The 21,504-nt window shown below is 45.7% G+C and carries 22 protein-coding genes; 9 read left to right on the top strand and 13 right to left on the bottom strand.

Annotation, left to right across the window (positions count from 1 at the left end):
• Window positions 1-2 precede the first annotated feature (2 nt).
• Window positions 3-1,583: a fatty acyl-CoA synthetase gene (locus F0U83_RS12800; protein ID WP_138986837.1), complete on the bottom strand. Its 1,581-nt coding sequence runs from the start codon at window positions 1,581-1,583 to the stop codon at window positions 3-5.
• Window positions 1,584-1,818: 235 nt separating this feature from the next.
• On the opposite strand from F0U83_RS12800, the gene F0U83_RS12795 reads away from it, so the two are divergent.
• Entirely contained in the window at window positions 1,819-2,298 is a 480-nt protein-coding gene (locus F0U83_RS12795; RefSeq protein WP_138986838.1) for a hypothetical protein, read from the top strand.
• A gap of 4 nt (window positions 2,299-2,302) precedes the next feature.
• On the opposite strand, the gene F0U83_RS12790 is transcribed toward F0U83_RS12795, so the two are convergent.
• Entirely contained in the window at window positions 2,303-3,301 is a 999-nt protein-coding gene (locus F0U83_RS12790) for an AraC family transcriptional regulator (RefSeq protein ID WP_138986839.1), read from the bottom strand.
• A 189-nt stretch (window positions 3,302-3,490) separates the two neighbouring features.
• Here F0U83_RS12790 and F0U83_RS12785 point away from each other — a divergent pair, with 189 nt between their 5' ends.
• The 5 genes from F0U83_RS12785 (at window position 3,491) to F0U83_RS12765 (ending at window position 8,276) form a co-directional block, all read left to right on the top strand.
• On the top strand, window positions 3,491-4,636 hold the full coding sequence (locus F0U83_RS12785) for an acyl-CoA dehydrogenase family protein (RefSeq protein ID WP_138986840.1): 1,146 nt from the start codon (window positions 3,491-3,493) through the stop codon (window positions 4,634-4,636).
• Window positions 4,637-4,657: 21 nt separating this feature from the next.
• Window positions 4,658-5,836: a lipid-transfer protein gene (locus F0U83_RS12780; RefSeq protein ID WP_211343636.1), complete on the top strand. Its 1,179-nt coding sequence runs from the start codon at window positions 4,658-4,660 to the stop codon at window positions 5,834-5,836.
• A 113-nt stretch (window positions 5,837-5,949) separates the two neighbouring features.
• Window positions 5,950-6,747: a DUF1338 domain-containing protein gene (locus tag F0U83_RS12775; RefSeq protein WP_138986841.1), complete on the top strand. Its 798-nt coding sequence runs from the start codon at window positions 5,950-5,952 to the stop codon at window positions 6,745-6,747.
• A gap of 243 nt (window positions 6,748-6,990) precedes the next feature.
• On the top strand, window positions 6,991-7,758 hold the full coding sequence (locus F0U83_RS12770; protein WP_138986842.1) for an NYN domain-containing protein: 768 nt from the start codon (window positions 6,991-6,993) through the stop codon (window positions 7,756-7,758).
• A 188-nt stretch (window positions 7,759-7,946) separates the two neighbouring features.
• Window positions 7,947-8,276 (top strand): hypothetical protein, encoded by a 330-nt coding sequence (locus F0U83_RS12765; protein WP_138986843.1) that lies wholly within the window; start codon window positions 7,947-7,949, stop codon window positions 8,274-8,276.
• 88 nt (window positions 8,277-8,364) lie between these two features.
• On the opposite strand, the gene F0U83_RS12760 is transcribed toward F0U83_RS12765, so the two are convergent.
• Complete coding sequence (locus F0U83_RS12760; protein ID WP_138986844.1) at window positions 8,365-8,586, bottom strand: damage-inducible protein J; 222 nt, start codon at window positions 8,584-8,586, stop codon at window positions 8,365-8,367.
• A 626-nt stretch (window positions 8,587-9,212) separates the two neighbouring features.
• Between F0U83_RS12760 and F0U83_RS12750 the strand changes: the two genes are divergently transcribed.
• Window positions 9,213-9,674: a methyltransferase family protein gene (locus F0U83_RS12750; RefSeq protein ID WP_138986845.1), complete on the top strand. Its 462-nt coding sequence runs from the start codon at window positions 9,213-9,215 to the stop codon at window positions 9,672-9,674.
• A 118-nt stretch (window positions 9,675-9,792) separates the two neighbouring features.
• On the opposite strand, the gene F0U83_RS12745 is transcribed toward F0U83_RS12750, so the two are convergent.
• A complete protein-coding gene (locus F0U83_RS12745) occupies window positions 9,793-11,412 on the bottom strand; it encodes an ABC-F family ATPase (RefSeq protein ID WP_138986846.1) in 1,620 nt (539 codons plus the stop codon).
• A gap of 140 nt (window positions 11,413-11,552) precedes the next feature.
• Here F0U83_RS12745 and F0U83_RS12740 point away from each other — a divergent pair, with 140 nt between their 5' ends.
• Window positions 11,553-12,854: a DUF2254 domain-containing protein gene (locus tag F0U83_RS12740; protein ID WP_211343638.1), complete on the top strand. Its 1,302-nt coding sequence runs from the start codon at window positions 11,553-11,555 to the stop codon at window positions 12,852-12,854.
• Between the two features lie 17 nt (window positions 12,855-12,871).
• Here F0U83_RS12740 and F0U83_RS12735 read toward each other — a convergent pair whose 3' ends face one another.
• From F0U83_RS12735 to F0U83_RS12705, 7 genes are all read right to left on the bottom strand, one after another.
• Window positions 12,872-13,675, bottom strand: coding sequence for a metallophosphoesterase family protein (locus F0U83_RS12735; RefSeq protein ID WP_138986847.1), 804 nt, complete (start codon window positions 13,673-13,675; stop codon window positions 12,872-12,874).
• Window positions 13,672-14,595, bottom strand: a complete 924-nt coding sequence (locus tag F0U83_RS12730) for a diacylglycerol/lipid kinase family protein (protein ID WP_170221749.1) — start codon at window positions 14,593-14,595, stop codon at window positions 13,672-13,674. The genes F0U83_RS12735 and F0U83_RS12730 overlap by 4 nt, the downstream gene beginning before the upstream one ends.
• A 7-nt stretch (window positions 14,596-14,602) precedes the next feature.
• Window positions 14,603-14,833, bottom strand: coding sequence for a DUF2789 domain-containing protein (locus F0U83_RS12725; RefSeq protein ID WP_138986849.1), 231 nt, complete (start codon window positions 14,831-14,833; stop codon window positions 14,603-14,605).
• A gap of 116 nt (window positions 14,834-14,949) precedes the next feature.
• A complete protein-coding gene (locus tag F0U83_RS12720; protein WP_138986850.1) occupies window positions 14,950-15,141 on the bottom strand; it encodes a PLDc N-terminal domain-containing protein in 192 nt (63 codons plus the stop codon).
• 182 nt (window positions 15,142-15,323) lie between these two features.
• Window positions 15,324-16,643, bottom strand: a complete 1,320-nt coding sequence (locus tag F0U83_RS12715; RefSeq protein WP_211343639.1) for a sigma-54 interaction domain-containing protein — start codon at window positions 16,641-16,643, stop codon at window positions 15,324-15,326.
• 221 nt (window positions 16,644-16,864) lie between these two features.
• Window positions 16,865-17,323 (bottom strand): DUF2383 domain-containing protein, encoded by a 459-nt coding sequence (locus F0U83_RS12710; protein ID WP_138986852.1) that lies wholly within the window; start codon window positions 17,321-17,323, stop codon window positions 16,865-16,867.
• 16 nt (window positions 17,324-17,339) lie between these two features.
• Window positions 17,340-18,134 carry a BON domain-containing protein gene (locus F0U83_RS12705; RefSeq protein WP_138986853.1) on the bottom strand — a complete coding sequence of 265 codons (795 nt, stop codon included), beginning with the start codon at window positions 18,132-18,134 and terminating at the stop codon, window positions 17,340-17,342.
• A 202-nt stretch (window positions 18,135-18,336) separates the two neighbouring features.
• On the opposite strand from F0U83_RS12705, the gene F0U83_RS12700 reads away from it, so the two are divergent.
• A complete protein-coding gene (locus F0U83_RS12700) occupies window positions 18,337-19,017 on the top strand; it encodes a tRNA (adenine(22)-N(1))-methyltransferase (RefSeq protein WP_170221753.1) in 681 nt (226 codons plus the stop codon).
• A gap of 29 nt (window positions 19,018-19,046) precedes the next feature.
• On the opposite strand, the gene F0U83_RS12695 is transcribed toward F0U83_RS12700, so the two are convergent.
• Window positions 19,047-19,268, bottom strand: a complete 222-nt coding sequence (locus F0U83_RS12695) for a DUF3622 domain-containing protein (RefSeq protein ID WP_170221755.1) — start codon at window positions 19,266-19,268, stop codon at window positions 19,047-19,049.
• A gap of 70 nt (window positions 19,269-19,338) precedes the next feature.
• Window positions 19,339-21,486, bottom strand: a complete 2,148-nt coding sequence (locus F0U83_RS12690; RefSeq protein ID WP_246077668.1) for a heavy metal translocating P-type ATPase — start codon at window positions 21,484-21,486, stop codon at window positions 19,339-19,341.
• Between the last annotated feature and the right edge of the window lie 18 nt (window positions 21,487-21,504).

Raw genomic sequence — 21,504 nt, 5'->3', positions numbered from 1 at the left:
GACTAGCCTAACTGCTCTCTGAGTGCTCTTTTGAGTAACTTGCCCGCAGTATTTTTAGGCAGCGAGTTGGCAAAGTTGATGGCTTTTGGCACCTTAAAGGCGGCTAAATGTTGCTGGCAATGTCTGATGAGCGCCTCTTTAAGTTCGGCGGATGCATCATAGGCCTCTTTTAGTACAACAACCGCCGTAATTGCTTCTATCCATTTTTCATGGGGGGTGCCAATCACGGCAACTTCGGCAACGGCTTCGTGTAGGTAAAGTGCCTCTTCTACGTCGCGGCTTGCCACTAATACACCGCCAGTGTTCACCACATCTTTGATACGGTCTACGATATAGATATAACCCTCTTCATCGGCATAGGCTAAGTCACCGGAGTGGAACCACCCCCCTGCAAATGCTTCTTCGGTTTCCTGTGGTTTATTCCAGTAGCCGACCATAAGATGGGGTGATCTATGGACAATTTCGCCACGCTCGCCGGGTGCGCACTCGACCAATGTGACCGGATCAACAATGCGAGTAGCTACCGACATGATAGGCTTACCGGCAGAGGCGAGCCGCCCTGCGTGTTCGTCTGGACCGAGTACCGTTGCCAATGGGGCAATTTCGCTCTGTCCGTAGCAGTTATAGAGACGGCTGCCGTTGAGCCGTTGCCCTAATTCAGCCACGATGGGTTCGGGCATGATAGAAGCACCATAGTAGATATTCTGTAGGGAGCTAAGATCATATTGATCGAACAGTTCATGTCGCAACAAGCTAATCCACACTGTAGGTGGCGCGAAAAATGAGGTGATCTTTTCGCGGCTAATAATATCGAAAACTTGATCAGCAACAGGTGCTTCCATCAGGTAGCTGACACTGCCGACCATCAGTGCGGGCATGGTAAACACATGCATTTGTGCTGAGTGATAGAGGGGCAGTGCGGCGAGTGAACGGTCGGCTGCGCTTAAATCTAAGTGCTGAATGCAACTACTATACTCGCACATAAAGGAGCGATGCGTATGCATAGCGCCTTTGGGATGGGAGGTGGTTCCTGAGGTGTAGAGAATCTGTACAACATCCGTATCGGCTATCTCTATCTGAGGCGGTTGATCGTCACCCTGAGCCTGCGCTGTTGCCAGAATATCAATATGATCGGCAGGGACGTTGCAACTACGCAGGCTGCCGACTAGTTCCAGTGCGGTTTCTGTTTCTACAGCACGTAGGTTATCGGCCAGTATGTCATCCACAAAGGCAGCTTTTGCCCCAGATTGTGCCAGCAGGTAGCTGAGCTCATCCTGTACCAATGCAAAGTTGATTGGCACATGAATCATGCCCGCCTTAGCACAGGCCAGCCATAGCATAAGGTAAGCGTCTGAGTTTTTTCCATACGCGGCTACACGGTCACCCTTGTTCAACCCACTGCTGAGTAGGCGGTTGGCAATGCGATTGACGGCTAAGTCTAACTGCTGAAATGTCCAGCGGCGGTTTCCAAAGACAACCGCTTCTTGATCAGAAAAGCGTAGGGCGGATCGTGTTAGTCCGTCGCCAATGGTATTTCGGGTGGCTTGCTGCACGTAGGAGGGCAAAGATAAAGATGTCTGCATACGATTTGGCCTCTGTTATTTTATTGTTTTTGTCATTACTGCCATGGATTTAGTCTCGATGAGTCAGGAGATCGAGACAATGATAGATCTGTCCAAAGCATTTAACGAAACCGGTCAGCTTAGTGAGCGAATAATTGATCTGTGTCGTAAAGCTAGCCTCTTCTTCGCCGATAGCTCCCTTAAGATGAGAACGATATAAATAATCTACAACCTAAACGAAAAAGTAGGTGTCCGTTTGAATACAGAACATTTCCAAGCAAGTACGGCGTACCTTGACGGTGCCTTGATGATGTTGGCGGGTGACAAGGTCGTTATCATTAGTTATGGGCAAAAGCAGGAACGATTCTACGTGTCTGAAACTGGTGAGGTTAACCGTTGTGGTGACCAAGGCCCGGTCAGTGGTACAGAAAGTGATTTCGAACTGTATCGTATGGCTTTTCTTGAGGCGCTGATGGATGGTGGTTCATTGCTGGTTCGCCAGCTCGGTGTGGGGGTTCTGCCGTTACCGCCTGCTTTAGGGGGTGGAAGTGTGCCGCTGGATTATCTGTCTGCCGCTAATGTAGGCCCTAAAGGGATACGCGCATTACGTGGGCAAGAACTACAGAGTTTCTATACTCAAGGGGCTGATGGCGCTGTAGAGTATCATGACTTTCCGAGTAAAGATCAGGTACGCATTGCGATGATGCAGCGTGTTGACACGGATTCCGAAACATAAGGGATCAGCGTCGGCTATAGGCACTTGGGGCGACTCCCGTCCAGTTTTTAAAGGCACGACAAAAAGCCGCCTGCTCTGTAAAGCCGGTGCGTTGGCTGATTTCTGCAATAGATAGGGATTCATCAGTGAGCAGGCGTATTGCGGTGTCGCAGCGCAGGCGATCTTTAATTTGTTGATAACTGCCACCCTCTTCTTTGAGCTTGCGTCGCAGCGTACGGGTGGTCATATGAAAAGCGTCGGCGACCTCGTCTAATGTAGGTAGCTGTTCAAGCCCTTTTTGATACAGCAGGCGGCGTATTTGAGCATGCAATGAGCTGTCATGGCCTACACGTCGTAAAACTTCCAGTGGCGCTTGGCGTAGAAACAGAGCGAGCTCATCTTCATCCCTCACTATCGGTAAGCTTAATAGCTTAGTCGGCAGTTTGAACCCGGCAGTTGGTTGCGAAAACAGCAAATGCTCTCCAAACATGGGTGGGTACTCTTCAATATGGGGAGGCTGAGGGTAATTGAAGCGTGTTTGTATAAAGGTGAGCTGTGTGTTTACCAGCCAACAACTAAAACGTTGCCACATCAATAACAGGTACTCCTGAAACAGGTGGTCAGGGTCATATTCAGGGTGTTGCAGGGTGAGTTCAATATCGGTTGTTTCGGCTTGCTCTTGGATAACAATGGCGATCTCATTTTGCACACGATTATAAAAGCGCGCACTTTGGTGCAACATGCCACCCAACGTTTTACTGTGCAGAACCGACTCGGCCATCAATTCAAATACCCCCAGATGACAAGGCGAAGCTGTTAGCCCCATAAACTCATCACCGGTTGTACGCCAGACTGCTCTTATCAGATTGGCGAGTTGTATTTCTGTAATTCGAGCACGGGGTTTGTCCATCAGCTCAGGAGGGATTCCCGCTTGGGCCAGCAATGGGTTGATGCAGTGCCCTGCTTTAAGTGCACCTCGTAGCGTTGCCTGAATATAGTGATTTGAAACCAGTTTCTTTTTCATAATGAATACGTAAAAACCCTAATCTTAGAGAATACTCTTTCGTGTATTGTCCTGCCAGTGACTTATTGGTAGCCCGTTTGGACATTTTGGTTAAACGTTTCGTCTGCTCTTGTCATGGTCAGACAGGCGCTGTTGTCGCGATACTCTTACGCCATTCATAGGTTAAATAACAATAAGTAAGAGGCACCCATGAACGACAATGAATCATTACCTCTCTACCGCGAGATGACCATTCGAGTATTAAAGAAAGAGGTAGAGCCTTTTTACGAAAGCTGGGAAGCCGCAGGCCAAGTACCACGTGAACTATGGAATATCTTGGGGCATGCGGGATTGCTCGGTGTCGATATGCCTGAATGTTATGGTGCGGCTGAGGCACCGTTCGATGTATCCCAAATGATCCTGCGTGAGGTATCTCGTATGGGGTTTGGTGGTTTGGCGAGTGGATTGAATATTCACTCTAACATCGTTATGCCTTATCTGCTGGCTTACGGTTCAGACGACCAAAAAACACAATGGCTACCCAAAATGATTGCGGGTGAAGCCGTTGGCGCCATAGCGATGACTGAGCCGGGGGCAGGTAGTGATCTGGCTGCCCTAAGAACCCGCGCCACCCGAGAAGCCGAAGGGTGGAGAATTAACGGTTCAAAAATCTTTATCACCAATGGATTGCATGCGGATCTTGTAATTGTGTGTGCAAAAACCGACCTGAACGCCGGGGCCAAAGGTGTTTCTCTCTTTTTGGTTGATGCCTCGCTGGCCGGTTTTTCCAGAGGGCCGGGTATTAAAAAGATTGGCCAACATGCCAGTGATACGACGGAGCTTTTCTTTGATGATCTGCTAGTGCCCCATGAAGCGTTATTGGGGGAAGAAAACCGTGGTTTTGCTTACTTGATGCAAGAACTACCCCGCGAGCGATTAGGGGTGGCGGCTCAGGCGTTAGGTGCGGCAGAAGGAGCGATGGCTCTGACGATCGACTATGTTCAGCAACGCAAAGCGTTTGGAAAGCCGATTGCTGAATTTCAAAATACCCGCTTTAAACTGGCCGAAATACAAGCAGACATTGCGTTGAACGATGCCTATTGCAAGCAATGTATGCAGGCCTATTTAGCCAGTGAAATGACAACCCAACAAGCCTCTATCTTAAAGCTTAGCGCTACCCAGATGCAGTGCCGCGTGGTGGATGAATGTCTGCAACTGTTTGGCGGATACGGCTACACCCAAGAGTATCCTATCTCCCGATTTTATCTGGATGCACGGGTGCAAACGATCTATGCCGGCACCTCTGAAATTATGAAAGAGGTGATCGCACGCGGTCTCTTCTCATCTCAGGCTTAACCGATAAACGGAGTGACAATAATGAAGCATGCAAAAATTGCTGGCGTTGGCATGATCAAATTTGCAAAACCTGGCCAACACCTGCCTTACAAACAGATGGTTAAGCACGCGGTAGAAGCTGCGTTAAGCGATGCAAATTTACCCTACAGTTCTATTCAGCAAGCTTATGCCAGTTATATTTACGGCGATAGCACATCGGGCCAGAACGCACTGTATCAGGTGGGTATGACAGGTATTCCCGTTATTAATGTGAACAATAATTGCTCCTCTGGCTCGACAGCACTGTTTTTAGCACGGCAAGCGGTTGCGTCGGGGGCGGCGGAATGCGTCTTAGCGTTTGGCTTTGAAGAGATGCAGCCGGGCGCTTTGGGCTCCCATTGGAGTGATCGTGAATCCCCCTTTGATCCGATGCTCAAGCAGCTTGAAATCATCGCCCCGCAAGCCCCCGAGGGGCCGCTGGCATTGAGAATGTTTGGTTCGGCAGGCACATGCTACATTGATACTTATGGTGCCAATCCAGATATTTTTGCCAAAGTTGCGGTAAAAACTCGCCAACATGCCGTGTTGAACCCTCTATCGTTATTCTCCCATGAGCTTAGCGTAGAGGAGGTGATGGCCGCCCCACAGATCTATGCTCCTTACCTGACACGGCTTATGGCTTGCCCTCCAACCTGCGGAGCGGCGGCGGTAATCGTGTGTAGCGATGCTTTCGCTAAACGTCATGGCATCAGGGCGAATGTCGACATCATAGGCCAAGCGATGGCAACCGATGTGGCGGATAGTTGGCAAAACCCTATGGACCTGATCGGTGCAAAAATGACCCAAAAAGCGGCCAATGAAGCCTATGAACAAGCAGGTATCGGCATAGACCGTGTTGATGTGATAGAGCTGCATGACTGTTTTACCCCCAACGAAGTGATCACCTATGAAGCACTGGGGATGTGTGGTGCAGGTGAAGCCGAACGTTTAATCAACGACGGCGATAACACCTATGGCGGGCGATTTGTGGTGAATCCCTCCGGTGGCTTAATGTCAAAAGGACACCCCATCGGAGCAACCGGGTTAGCCCAATGTGCTGAGCTGGTTTGGCACTTACGAGGGGCGGCCGGTAATCGACAGGTTGAAAACGCAAACGTTGCCCTACAGCATAACTTGGGGTTAGGCGGTGCCGCTGTAGTCACACTTTATAAAGCATCATAATTAAATGGGTAAATAAATCTTACTCTTGACGGTAAGTTTTATTGTTTGCGCAATCAGGTAATCCGTACCAGACTACATTGATTCCTATGTAGTCTGTTTTCGGAGTTTTGATCATGCAACCAGCCGCGTTCTTCCAGTCTCTTTGGCGTGATTACGTCAGTATTACCCCTCAGGCACAAGTCATACACGATCTATTTGAAGCCGCCGATGGTGAAGTGATTAATGACCATGTGGCGTTTCGAACCTTTGCAGATACGCCCCTACGCTTGGATGTGCTAGAACCTATCATTTTAGCGATGGGCTATGAGCGCCAAGACAGCTATGACTTTAAAGCGAAAAAGCTACGCGCCCACAGTTTTATTCATCCCGACCCAACCGTACCAAAAGTGTTTTGCTCCGAACTGCTGGTGGATCAACTCAGCGACGCGAGCCAACAGATCATCAAAAAATATACAGCCGAAATTCAAGAAGCAACACTCGATCCCTCTGTGTTCTGGTCAGGCCGCCATTGGTCCATGCCAAGCTGGGAGGAGTACAACGCGGTCATGGCAGAAAGCGAATATGGCGCTTGGCTGTTAGCGATAGGCGTACGTTGTAACCATTTTACCGTTAGTGTGAACCACCTAACGACAACAAGCGATATTCGCGAAGTACTCAACCGCGTAAAAACCGCAGGCTACGCGGTAAATACCGTCGGTGGCGAAGTCAAGGGAACCCCTGAAGCCTTGCTGGAGCAGGGATCAACCATGGCGGATAAACAGACATTCACCTTCGGCTGTGGCCAAGCACACGAAATCCCTACCTGCTTCTATGAATTCGCCCTACGCCATGCCGATAACCAAGGCGTAGTGTATCAAGGGTTTGTAGAAGCCAACGCTGATAAAATCTTTGAATCGACCAACGCGATGTAATCGCTAACCGATCGCTCCAACGCAAAACAGAAAAAGCTGATGTGTTATGCATCAGCTTTTTTACATATGGGCCCTGTACAGTGAACACCTATTGGTCGAAGCCGCCTTGTAAACCATCCCCAAGTACGTTAAATCAGTAGGTTAAAGTCATGGATGAAACATCTTAGGTGGAAATAGGTGGCCCGAATAGATGGAGTTTGTATATTAAGGTGTTAGGACACGTGTATTAAGATTGGAGCTTGAATGAAAGATTTGGATGATCACAAGAAAATGGCTGTGCTAATAGATGCAGACAATGCTCAATATTCAAAAGTTAAGGCTATATTAGATGAGATTTCAGCTCATGGTCACATTGTAATAAAAAGAGCCTATGGAGACTGGTCTAGCGAATACCTCAAGAATTGGAAACAGTCCCTAAATGAGTTGGCAATTCAGCCTATTCAGCAATTCGCCTATACAATAGGGAAAAATTCAACTGATGCATCAATGATTATTGACGCTATGGACTTGCTCTATTCCAATAAATTTGATGCTTTTGCTCTAGTTTCCAGTGATAGTGACTTTACGAAGTTGGCTTCTCGGCTTAGAGAGTCAGAAATTTTTGTTTTCGGTGTAGGAGAAAGAAAGACTCCAATTTCATTTAGGAATGCATGCGACGACTTTATTTTTACCGAAAACCTTGGTGATGAGGCTGTTTCATCCTCCTTAGAGCCTGAGCCTATAGCGAACCTAGCTAATATTTCAGAAAAGACTAATGCATCGGAGTTAGTGCCATTGCTAAAGAAGGCTTGGGAACAGTACCAAGATGATGATGGCTGGGCGAATGTTGCATCAGCTGGGTCGTTTGTGAAGCGTTCAACCCCTGATTTTGACCCCAGAAGCTATGGTGCAACAAAATTACCTGAAATAATTCAGGGCCTCAGTAATGACTTTGAAATGAAGAAATATAAGGGCAAAGGTACGGTAAATATCATTGCCTATCAGCCAAAAAAGCTTGACAAGGAAAGGTAGGCTGCGCGGTGAAACTGTAGGTGGCGAAGTCAAGGGAACATCCGAAGCCTTACTGGAGCAGGGTCAACCACGGCGGATAAACAGGCATTCACCTTCTGCTGCGGCCCTGTACAGTTACCACCTATTGGTCGAAGCCATATACTCAGTTATTATGTTTACAATGGACACAAGGAAGCGAGAGATTGTATATGAATGTTTTAAAGTGTTTAGTTTTTATAACTGTGCTCCTATCATCACCGGCGTGGTCTGATAAAGGGAGTGACATTAGCCTTAACTTTACTGATACACAAACAAGTAAAATTCTAAAAATTATTGCAGACTTCTCGGGCAAAGGCCTTGTTCTTCCTGATCCTAAGTTAGGTGTAACTTCAGTTTACTTAAAAAATGTGCCATGGAGAGAAGCTCTCCATGCAGTTACTTCGTCCGAAAATCTTAATTTTGAGATAACAGATAAGTTGATCATAATATCGAAGAAAAGATGCACTAAAGCCAGCATACTTTCAAAAGAAAAAACATAGTAATTAGATCTAGGGGGCGGAAGGACTACGCATTTGCAATGTATTTTTTCACGATCATTCAGCGATTCTTTTTCCCATAGAGTCATTGTTAGCTCCGGCTACGAATCTTTGCTTTTCGTTCAGCCATTCGTGCTTTGGCTGAGTCATGGTCAATAAATGAAGCTTCTCCAGAGTTAAACTTCTTAAATGCTAAGTCGACTTGTTCAGTTAACCACGCGTCGTGAGCTAATGCTTTTCGTTGCTGCTCAGCCATTTGCTGGGCTAAGCGTTTAATTTCGTCGTTAATGCGAAATTGAATTCGGGTGTCCATGAGTAGCTCCTAAATTGATGTGAATACAAATGTTAGCGCCAGCATTAGGCAAGGGCAATGTAAGGACCTCTTTTAAGGGAGTTATGGTATTACCCATCTAATATATATGAGTCTAAGTTACAGCTAATGCTCGATTACTATTTTCAACCCATTCTTGGTCTAGCCTTACGTTTGCAGTTGCCATAACATGTCTCCTACTAACATGAATTGATTTGTAGTAATGCGTTACATGTGTATAAATTGCTACAAAGCTTATCAATCTATGGATTCAAAAATAGATTCCCATATCGGCAATACTTAAATAGCTCTTAAATGTTGGTTACACATTTAAAAGAGCAGGGAATAAAAACTGTTTCCATTACTGTCATGGGTAAGGTTTGGGGCATGAGCTTTTCTGCAACTGAAAAAGAAAAATTGCTTACGCTCAAAGGTGTGGGTGAGACCGTTATCGCACGTTTGGAGCAAATTGGCTTTCGTCACTCTCGCAGTTAGTCGGGGAAGATCCGGCTTTTGTCACCAAGCAAATCTCTCAAATGATGGGTTCAACCTGCTGGCACAATAGTCCCCAAGCAAGAAACGCTATCAAGGCAATCATTACGCTTGCACAGGAAGACGCTAGGTAATTTATGAAACAGTTAGAGCTTAGTGTTCCTCCTGTTATCCAAGTGATCTTAACCGCTTTAGGTATGTGGGCGGTATCTTATCTACTGCCTGAGTTTGATGTCTATCTGAAGGTTGCGATACCTATTGGGGGCGCGCTTTTCTTAATCGGGATTACCATTGCATTTTTAGGTGTGCTTGCGTTCAGAAAAGCAAATACGACGGTTGATCCTCGGTTCCCTGATAAGTCGTCTCGGTTGGTCGTTACTGGTGTCTACCGCATCAGTAGGAATCCGATGTATTTGGGTTTCCTTTTTATGCTTTCTGGGTTTGCTTTTTATCTGATGAACTTTGCGGCTTTTCTTTTGTTACCGCTTTTTGTCGCTTATATGAATCGCTTCCAGATTAAACTTGAAGAGCAGTACATGCTGCAAAAATTCGAAGAGGAGTTTAACGAGTATGCTGAGAAAGTTCGGCGGTGGTTGTAGAACTTAGCGTATTCGAGCCTTCCTAAGTAAATAGATCAGTGATAAAACCCTTAGCGTAGGTGTAGGGTTTTATCACTTTTTTCGTATAGGGTTTGCCAGCAGCATTGCTGGCTTTTCCTTACGCTCGCTTGCCCATTTGTGCTTTTTCATCGGCGAGTTGTTTTGCTAAGTACTCTTCGTAAGTACCTTGGAAGTCGATGACTTGCTGATCTTTTATTTCGATCACTCGCGTTGCCAAAGAGGATACAAACTCGCGGTCATGGCTGACAAAAATCAGCGTGCCGGGGTAGTGTTCTAAAGCCATATTGAGGGCTTCTATGGCTTCCATATCTAGGTGGTTGGTGGGTTCATCCATGATAAGTACGTTGGGGTCCGCCATCATGAGTTTGCCAAACAGTAGGCGGTTTTTCTCACCACCGGAGCAGACTTTCGCTTTTTTGTTGTAGTCGTCGGCTGTGAATAGAAGTCTGCCGAGCGTGGCACGCACGATTTGGTCGCCATGGCTGGGCTTGCGCCATTGGCTCATCCAGTCAAACAGGTTGAGGTTATTGTCGAACTCAGCGGTACTGTCTTGTGGGCAATAGCCTATATCAGCATTTTCTGCCCATTTGATTTCCCCTTCATTGGCCTGTAACTCACCCAGCAGGCAGCGTAGAAAGGTGGTTTTCCCGACGCCATTTTCACCGATGATCGCGAGTCGGCTGCCTGCTTCCAGTAGGAGATTACCTCCTTTGAATAGGGCTTCTCCATCAAAGCCGTGGCCAACTTCTTTGAGTTCGATAGCTTGGCGGAATAGCTTTTTATCTTGGTTAAAGCGAATAAACGGATTCATGCGGCTGGAGGGTTTGACTTCATCCAGCTTGATTTTTTCTATCTGTTTAGCACGGGATGTAGCTTGCTTGGCTTTGGAGGCGTTGGCAGAAAAACGGCTAACAAACTGCTGTAAATCGGCAATTTGGGCGCTTTTCTTGGCATTTTCGGATAATAATCGTTCCTGTACCTGTGTGGCAGCGGTCATGAAATCATCGTAGTTGCCGGGGTAGACTCGCAGCTCGCCATAGTCAATATCGGCCATGTGGGTACATACGGCGTTTAAGAAGTGGCGGTCATGGGAAATAATTACCATGGTGCTTTTGCGCTCATTGAGAATATTCTCTAACCAGCGAATCGTATTGATGTCCAGGTTGTTGGTCGGCTCGTCCAGTAGCAGGATATCGGGATCAGAGAAAAGCGCCTGGGCAAGCAATACCCGTAGTTTCCAGCCGGGTGCGACTTCGCTCATTAAACCGAAGTGGAAAGCTTGGTCGATCCCAGCACCCGTTAAGATCTCTTGTGCACGGCTTTCTGCGCTGTAGCCATCCATTTCTGCAAAGAGTACTTCTAACTCGGCGACTTTCATGCCGTCATCTTCTGTCATATCTGGTAACGAATAGATACGATCGCGCTCTTGCTTAATCTCCCAGAGCGCTTTGTGCCCCATAATTACCGTATCTACAACGGTATATTGCTCAAACGCAAACTGATCTTGATGCAGTTTACCCACACGCTCATTCGGCGAAATAGAAACATTGCCTGAAGTCGGTGTGAGGCTGCCATCAAGGATTTTCATAAAGGTGGATTTGCCACAACCGTTTGCGCCGATCAGACCATAGCGATTGCCGCCGCCAAATTTAACAGAGATATTTTCGAACAGCGGTTTAGTACCAAACTGCATGGTGACATTAGCGGTGGCGATCACGAAGGGATTCCTGTGTTATGGATATTTATATGCTAATAAGCGGAGGCGTACTATATAGATAAAGCGCTGATAAGTCTCGCAATGTAAAAAGTGTTACTATCGAAAGAGCAGTGGGTTGATTTTGATAAATGGGGTAAGTGGTGTCACTAAATAAATTTTCCCGCCTTATATCTCAGGGGCGTACCATATTTGATATTAATCGCTTAAGGGAACAGCTATGGCTAAGGCCCTTTGTAATATGCCTTTTATCTATCTTAGGCGTGTTAGCGGCTAAATTAGCAGATGGTTCTGGTGATAATTTTATTCGGTATATTCCAGAGATAGATGCCGGTGCACTCGAAACCCTATTATCAATCATGGCCTCTAGTATGATGGTCATCGCTACTTTTTCGGTTACCTCTATGGTATCTGCCTACGCTTCGGCTAGTAGTACTGCTACACCTCGCTCATTTAAAGTGATTATCGCAGATGATGCTTCTCAAAATGCTCTGTCGGCTTTTATTGGAGCATTTATTTTTAGTATCGTGGCCCTAACGGCGTTGAAGAATGATTTCTTTGCGACAATAGGCGTTTTTATTTTATTTAGTTTAACTATTTTTGTGTTCAGTATTGTAATTATCACGTTTGTGCGTTGGGTCGATGGTATTGCCCGGTTAGGGCGTATGGGGTCCACTATTGGAAAAGTAGAGTCTGCGACTGCTAAAGCTTTAACGAGTAGAGCAAATGCGCCTGCCTTACATGGTTTGTGTAAAAGCGTTGCATCACTTGAAGGCCGTCCAATTTATGCTAACGCAGTAGGCTATGTTCAGCACATTGATATGGCTGCGCTCCAAAAGCACGCCGAAAAAACTCATGCTCGCATCACAGTCGTTGCATTACCTGGAACATTAGTAGCCCCAAGTAGAGTGCTGGCGTATGTCCAGACAGAGGCACAAACAGAACTAGATGAAGTGGACTTTATTCAATCATTCCAGATAGGTGAGGAGCGTTTATTTGATAATGACCCTAGGTTTGGATTAATTGTTCTGTCAGAAATTGCAGGCCGTGCTTTATCTCCGGCGGTCAATGATCCCGGGACAGCCATTGTGATTCTAGGAACAGTACTGAGGCTTTTTACGGACTACTCCCATATGCGGAAACACTGTAATGAGGAACCTATTTACAATCGTATTACCGTTCCAGAGTTATCGGTCGATGATATGTTTGATGATATATTTACGGTGATTGCTCGTGATGGTGCTGGACTGGTTGAGGTTGCTACTCGATTACAAAAATCCCTAAGCATATTGGCATCTTCGGGCGATCAAGAAATGAGATCGGCAGCGATACGGCATGGAAAATTGGCCTTGATGAGAGCTAAGAGCAGTCTTGTTATGGAAGAAGACTATAAAACCGTAACGGAAGCCAGTGGGTTTCATGAGAAAAGTGTAAACCTCTCTTGATTTTCCTAACATTTGGCTTATTTTTTGGGGTAAGGGTGCCAGTGTTTTCCTGTTTTAATAAACTTACTTTCCTGACGAATCGTAAATTCTTGGTTTTCTTGTTCAAGTGATATAAGGGTTAACTTTTTTGAATCTCCCTTGATAATATTGTAGCTGTTTGGTTGCCCTTCTATTAGTCGATCAGACACCGTTGTTCCTGCATGAGAAATAATTACCCCTCTGAGTATTTTCATAAAAGGGATATGAATATGCCCCCCCAGTATGATGTCTACACCTGCTTGGCTAAGTGCTTCTATTGCTTTGTCTCGTCCACCAATTAACTGCCTTCGCAAGTAGACAGTCGGTAACCAGAAAGGGTGATGGGCAACTAAAATTCGCAGCTTTTTCTCGTTAGTTTGATTGAAGTTTTCAACTACGTGGCTAATTTGTTTGCTATTGATACGGCCTCGTGACCAGTCGAGATATAGTCCTAGGCGTCGAGCAGAGTTAACTCCTACCACCTTACACTGATCATTTTCAATGCAAGGCTCAAGTTGTGGAGAAATGTATTGTTTCCACTTTTTCCACGGAAAAAAGAAACGCTCGATCAATTTATGAGCCGATAGATCATGGTTACCGGGGATAATGAAGTAAGGGTAGGGTAAGTTATCCAAAAATATTTTTGCTTGTTGAAACTCGTAACTTCTCGCACGTTGAGTTAAGTCACCGCTGATAATGACTAAGTCAGGACGTTGTTCTTGTAAAGAGGCAAGCAAATTATGTATTACTTGCGTTTGTTCTCGCCCAAAATGTAAATCAGAAAGATGTGCGATAGTAATCATGGTGTTTCTTCTAGAGGCCTCAATATATGCAGTACAGAAGGCTTAGAGTGGTAATCTAAAGGAAGTGAGTGCTCATTGAGTTCGCCATCGGTCATGATTTTGACTTTACGTCGCGGCTTGGATAACTGAATGCGCACATGGTCGGCCTTGAACATCAATATATCTTTATCGCTTTGCCAGTCTTTCCTAAGCAAGCGAAAAATTAAACGCGGTAGAGACCAAATAGATGTGTGTTTAGCAACGTAAACCCCGAGACAGCCTTTATCTAGTTGTTTCCTTTGAGGAATCAGCGAGCTATTTGGTTCCAGTAAGTTATTACTTATTGATATAGAGCGGGTTTGTAGGGTGTGGACTTGGTTACCCAGTTTGATATGGACTGATTGAGTTGGATAGGCGAACATAAATCTGATCATATAACCAGCCATTAAAGGCCAGCGTATCCAGCCAGATGTATGTCTCAATCGTTCACGCTCTTCAGTTAGTCGGGTTGACATGCCTATATTGGATATACACAGAAATGGAGCGCCATTAAGTTCAGCCATATCTATTTTGCTAATTGAAGCATGGCATAACTGTTTAATTGCAACTTTAACATCTAGAGACATGCCAAGGTCCCTAGCCATTAAATTCATAGTCCCAAAGGGAATAATGCCAATGGGTATGCCCGTATTAACGGACGATTGAGCGACGCTAAGGACTGTTCCATCGCCACCAGCAACCCAAATTTCATCCGGTTGTAGCTCGTTTAATTGTTCGCTAAGGAGGCTAGAAGGATCTGATTCTAGTTTGAAAAAAGTTAATTGGCATGTTTGTCTGTGCTCAGACAACTGTTCACGAAAGAAAGCCTCAGGATTATCTTCTTGTTTTTCCAGAAAATATCCTGAGGCTGGGTTATATATTAAAAGAATTGATTTAGGCATGTGCAAATTAATATTGCAGACGTGCACTAAGCTCGTCGATAACTTCAGCCCAGTCAGCATCCGCTGCTAAACCTTCTTGTAAGAACTTCGATTGGGAAGATGTCCAGAAAGAAGCATCGTGCAATTGGACGCCTTCGGGCAATCTATGATTCTGTATAAAAGTTTCTATTTCAGCTTGCTCTGCCGGTAAACCTAGCTGCTCAAAAAGTGTTTCTATCGAGTGATTAGGTTCAATCATCTTTGCCTCCATTATTCGCCTGAATATTACTTAGACACAAATATCTCTCTTTGTTCTTGCGTCTTTGTTACATAGTCACAGGTCAAGTTGAATTCTTTTCCCGAGGGTGGTTAAACCTAAACGGCAGCTCGCCCTCTGGGACCCATGAAGAACCACAAAATCAACCCAATAACAGGTAATAAAAGAATCAATAGTACCCACAGGAGTTTCGTACCGGTTGATGTTGGGCTTTGCAATGTCTGAATTACTGCCCAAATATCAAAAATAAGGATAAGTAGTCCTAAAATGCCACTGATTTCGATGCCCATGTTTTTCTCCTTGTTACTTTTAAGTGAGTAAGTTTTCATTGTGGTGATAACTTACATGAGATTAAGCATAATGCGTGCCAGTTTTATTTTTACTTTAATATCAATTGTTTATGGTTTTTTTTGAATAGGCTAGGTACAAAGGGTATAAATTTCACATACTTACAGTGAAAAAAATACAAGCTCTAATCACTATATTGTTCTAATTTGTTGTACAGGGTCTTTAAACTAATACCTAGCTGGTCAGCGGCTTGGGTTTTGTTACCACTGCAGCTATCTAATGTCGCTAAAATGAGAATTCTCTCTGCTTCCTTTAAGGGGGTTCCTGGTCGGATATCTTCTATGTTGGCAGTATTCTCATTGTCTGGCTTTAATAAAGCTAGTTCATTTGGACCTATAGTGTCAGAAGCAAGAATATGGGCTTGTTCGATACAGTGTTTTAATTCGCGTACATTTCCAGGCCACGTGTACTCCATCAATACTTGCATAGCACTATCAGATAAGACCTTATGGGTTCCTGTAACGGAGTTTCTATAGGCTAGAAAATGTTGAGCTAGCTCAGTAATGTCTTTCCCACGTTTACGCAGCGGGGGGAGCTGAATTGGAAAGTGTGCGAGACGAAAATAAATGTCTTCCCGTAAGAATCCGTCCTCGATTGCAGAGATTGGTTGGCGGTTTGTCGCAGCGATGATTCTGACATTAGTAGTTTTTACTTGATTACTACCTACCCGTTTGAACTCCCCACTTTCCAGCACGCGTAATAGCTTACTTTGTAAATCAACAGGCATTTCTGTTATCTCATCCAGAAAGAGAGTGCCTTCATTACCTTGCTCAAAACAGCCCTCTCGGTCTGAGACCGCACCAGTGAAAGCGCCTTTTAGATGCCCAAAAAGCTCGCTTTCAACCAACTCGGGCGTGAGAGCAGCGCTGTTAATAGCGATAAAGGGATGCTCCGCTCTTAGGCTTTGTTCGTGAATAGTGCGCGCTGCCAGTTCTTTACCTGTGCCACTTTCACCAACCAGCATGATATTAGTGTCTGTTTTACTGGCGCGCCGAATGAGACGATAGAGCCTTCGCATCACAGGGGATGAGCCTAGCAATAAGCCAAATTGATCTAATGTGGATGTAACTGGAGCTAAAGATTTTTGCTCCTCTTCCTGCTGAAACTCTTTGTGAAATTCTTGCAAAACCTCATTTAAGTGGTCGATGTCCAGTGGGGTTCTGAAATGGTAGCTGGCTCCCATGGTCATGAGCTTATCTATATATGGATTAGGTTTCCCATCGGTAATGATTATCCATTCGGTTTCATCGAACATGTCATGTTTTTGGAGCACGTCCAGCTCAACTTCACTGAAATGCTCAGGTGCATAAATAACCAGGCTAGAATTGGCTATTAATTCTTCCAGCGTCTCAACGCATGAGAACTGAAAACCTGATGTTTTAAGGAGGGGCACCAGCGTCTCTAAAAGCAGAGCTTGCTGAGAGATTAGGGTTATATGTAGCAAAATCATCTCCGTTACTAATCTGCCAAGCGAGTAAAGGCAGCAAAATAATATAATTCATGCTTAAAAGCATGGATTAGATCCTTGGAAGCGCTAACCCTATTCTAGGATTTGTCTAAGGAGGTAATGCTCTCAGATTGATAGGGGAGTGTATACTAATAGATAATGAAATAGATGACAGAGTTTGGAAAAGGCTTTGGGGGGAACAAAGCCTTTTCTGGACTCTATAGAGCTGATCGTTTTTCAAGTTCGACTTTATAAGCTTTTAGCTTGTCTTGTAACAATTGTAATGTCGCGATATGAAGAGCCAGTTTTTCTGCTAGTAGGGCATTTTTGATATTTTGTACACCTGCTCTAAACGTATTGATAACGTGCTCTTCTGCTAATTCCAGCTGCTCAACAAAGTACAAGCTATGTATGTCCGCCGTAAGCCACTTGAGCTGCTTATAGGTCGTTTTGGTTGTATCTACCACCTCATCAAAGCTACTACTTGTGCTCACTAAGTGGGCCTTTAGCGTAGATAGGTCACTAACAATATAGGCTCTGCAAGAGGCTATTTCGCGGAACAAAGACGCTAACGCAAGGTTCTTTGTATTCTGAGACATCTCGTGATAAAAGAGGCTGCCTTCTTGGCATACCTCAATCAGTTTATCTAAGAGGTCATGGTCGTATGTTCCGGACATAGGTACCTCCAGAGGGTCAGTTGACCACTCTTAGGTTGTCTTTTACGGATGTGACATCGTCATAACCTTTTGCGATCTCTACTGCTAGGTCTTTCGCTGCTTGGCTTTTGACTTCTCCCGTCAATTCGACAGCACCATTCTTGGTATCAATATCTATGCGAGTTGCCTCCAGCTCACTGTGCGCCGCAAATTCTATATTCAAACCCGCGGTTACTGCCATGTCCCGCATCTTTCTGGCGAACGTGGAGCCTTCATTGGCCTCACCTTCATATCCTTCTTTCACAGTCAATTTATTGATAACGGAGCTGACTCCATCCACTTTGGCAGCGATACGTCCGGCAAGATCTTTCTTGGCTTCGCTTCCTACTTCACCAGTTAACATGACTATTCCGTTGTTGACCTCGGTGTCAATTTTGAAGTTATTCACTTCTGTATTAAACATTAAGGCTGTTTCAACACGACCGTCTATCCATGCATCCTTCGCACTACCTTTCCAGCTTTTCTCTTTTGGATCGGGAGCAACGGTTATCTGATTTCGTACTTCTTTGATCCCGTCGACGTTGGACGCTAGTTGTAAAGCGAGATCTCGCTTCGCTTTCGTATCGATCTCACCTGATAGAATAGCGACGCCATTGTTAACGTCGGTGTCAATACGGAAACTGTTGATTTGCGTGTTCATCATGAGTGCGGTTTCAACTTTACCGTCTAACCAAGCATCCTTAGCTTCGCCTTCCCAAGTGTTAGCCATTGCAGGTACTGATACGAGAGCAGAAATTGTCATTGTTGCTAATAGCTTTTTCTTAGTATTCATATCATTCTCCTTTTTGTTGACTTCACTGTAGACTTAACATATTTCATGCCATTTTGAATTTTTTTATTAAAATCAAATAATTATTTGTTTTTTATGGTTCTGCTATTCATGTGCGTATGTATTTTTTACATAACACTTTGAAGGCATTTCATTTTTTATGGATAGCACTGATTATGTCCTCCAACACCATGAGATCGTGAATATGAAACTCAGTAAACGCCTGCAAGCTATCGATAACATGATTACTCAGCACTACGATCATCTTTGGGATTGCTGTTGTGATCATGGGTATCTGGGGATGCAGCTATTATCCAGACGTGCGGCAGGTCAGGTGCATTTTGTGGATCAAGTGCCAGATCTGATGGTGGATTTGCAGAGTAAGCTGGAGCGCTTTTTTCCTAATGAGCAAGCGATGTGGTCAGTGGAGTGTGTCGATGTTGCCACGTTGGTATTGCCGGATGTTAAAGCGCGGCATTTGGTTATCATTGCTGGCGTGGGTGGGGATCTTGCGGTGGCTCTGGTGCGAGCGTTGCTACGGAATAACCCCGATACTCCTATGGAGTTTCTTATCTGCCCTGTTTATCACACCTATTTTGTTAGAAAGTCATTGGCAGATGAAGGTTTGGGGCTTATCAATGAGGTGTTAATTGAGGAGGGCGGTCGCTTTTATGAGTTGATGCACGTTAGTCAAGCTGCAACGCGCGTGCTAACGCCAGTGGGTTCGCTTTTGTGGCAATCGGTATCCAAGGCGCATAGGGACTATTACTACGCCCTGTTGTTACATTATCAACGTATTGCGCAAAAGGGAGGTCAGGAAGCGATGAATGTTGTCGAGGATTATCAAGCGTTGGCCCATCAGATCCCAGCGCTCAAAGAGGTTTGACTCCCTGCGGTGCAGAGAGCCAAAGGGGATTAGTTGCGATCTTTTGCTTTACGCTTATTGCGCTCAGCCTGTTGCTGTTGGAAGCTTTTTAATTCGCTCTCACCCCATGCTGTTGCTTCTTCTTCGCTGGCAAAACCTGCCTGGCGCTTGGAAACGACAGTTTTTCTGGAACTTGCGCGGCGCAGAATTGATACTGCCCACTCAGCGTCGTTTTTCTCGACGCTGAAACTATATTTTTTACCTGCCGTCATAGCCTGTATCCTCGGTGGAATCATCATTGTGCAAAACGCGCTAAGGCTACCACAAAGTATCTGTAAGCGCTCAGGAATCATCGGGTTTATAGCGTAATAATCGCAAGGCATTGAGTGTCACCAGCACGGTTGCGCCGGTATCTGCCAAAATGGCCAGCCACAGACCTGTTATCCCTAAAATACTGGTGACTAAAAACACCGCTTTAAGCCCTAAGGCGAGGCTGATATTTTGGCGTATATTGCGCATTGTCGCTTTAGATAAGCGGATCTGTTCTGGGATGTCGGTAACGCGGTTTTTGAGGAGCGCGGCATCTGCGGTCTCTAGGGCAACATCAGTTCCACTTCCCATAGCAACGCCTGTCTGTGCAGCGGCCAGCGCTGGCGCATCGTTGATACCGTCGCCAACCATCATTACGTTTTGGGTGCTGGATAGGTTTTTGACGATGCTGACTTTGTCCTCTGGGAGCAGTGAAGCCTGAAAATCCAAGCCCAGCTCGGATGCGATCGCCTTTGCGGTACGAGTATTGTCGCCAGTGAGCATGAGCGGCTGAATCCCTAAAGATTTTAGCTGCTTGATAGCAGAAGCTGCATCAGCGCGTGGCGAATCTTGTAAGCTGATTAACCCCAAAATCTCGATGTTGCTGAAGAGGATGATAACGGTTTTGCCTTGTGCCTCCCAGGTTTCAATCTGTGTCAGTAGATCCGCTGCTATTGTTACTTTTTCAGCCGCAAATTTTGGTGAACCCAGATAGAAAGTTTCACCCGATACATCTCCATTGATACCTAAACCAGGCACGACAGACACAGCGTTTACAGGCTGGGGTGTAATACTTTCTTGAGTAGCATAACGTTGTAACGCCATCGCTAAAGGATGGCTGCTGCCATATTCCAAACCTGTTGCGATGGCAATGAGCGAAGCCTTGCTGGTGTTGATCGCTAGACAGTCAATAACGTGAGGTTGCCCCTCGGTCAACGTGCCCGTTTTATCAAAAGCAACTAAGGTAGTATTTGCCATGTTTTCCAGAGTGGCACCGCCTTTGATCAATAACCCATGGCGTGCTCCCGCTGAGAGTGCCGAGGCGATAGAGGCGGGAACCGAGATCACTAAGGCGCAAGGGCAGCCGATCAGAAGTAGCGCTAAGGCGCGATAGATCCATAACGACCATTCCTGAGCAAAGAATAACGGCGGAATAATACCAACCAAGAGCGCGGTAAGTACAATTGCGGGCATGTACCAGCGGCTGAAACGCTGGATAAAGCGTTCGGTGGGTGCTTTAGCCGCTTGGGCCTCTTCTACTCGCTTAATGATACGCGCAATGGTGTTGTCTTCGGGTGCGCGGGTAACGGTAACTTTGATGGCACTATCTAACACGATGGTACCCGCAAATACCGCCTCTCCTGTGGATTTATAAACGGGCACTGATTCGCCGGTTATAGGGGATTCGTCGATGCTGGTTCCTCCCTCAGCGATGTTGCCATCGGCTGGGAGCCGGTCGCCGGGGCGCACCAAAATCAGGTCGCTAATGCATAGTTTATCTGCATTAATTGGTATAGGGGTGGCTTGGTCATTGAGCTTAAGCGCGGTTTTAGGCACCAAATTACTTAGCGCTTGGATACTGGCGCGGGCACGATTGGCGGCTATGCCTTCTAGCCACTCGCCTAGCGTAAATAAAAATACGACAAGGGCGGCTTCTTGCTCGGCTCCAATAAATAAAGCGCCTAAGGCAGCAATGGTCATTAACATCTCAATGGTGAAGGGCATACCAGCGCGGAGCAGGGAGAGTGCTTTTTTTCCAATTGGCGCAAGAGCCACTAAGCAGGCACTGATAAATCCCCATTGGGCGGTGCTTTCGCTAAGGATAAAGCTAGCTAACCACGCTAATAACAGCAGTGTTCCGGTTAGTAATACCTGCTTGGCTTTTGGGTGGGAAAGCCAAGAGCTCTGTATATTTTGCGGCATATCCTTCTGGCCTTGTTCATAAAGGGAAGCCTGAAACCCCAGTGAGGAGAGGGAGTCTTCAATATGTTGTGTGCTGCTGTAGGTTGCGTCTAACGTCAGCGATAGCTTTCCTGACATAACCGACACCTGAATATCGGATACCCCCTCTAGACGACCGAGTGCATGTTCAATCTTGCCTGCACAGCTGGCGCAATCCATCCCTTTGACATCCCATTGATATTGGCTGTGAGTGGTGCTTAATAACGGGCTTTTCATCATGTTGATTCCTTGACGATC

Origin of the sequence: Neptunomonas concharum (assembly GCF_008630635.1) — a bacterium.
GTDB classification, from domain to species: Bacteria; Pseudomonadota; Gammaproteobacteria; order Pseudomonadales; family Balneatricaceae; genus Neptunomonas; species Neptunomonas concharum.
Note: the sequence above shows the minus strand (reverse complement) of the source record. Positions and strands in the feature narration are given on the sequence as shown.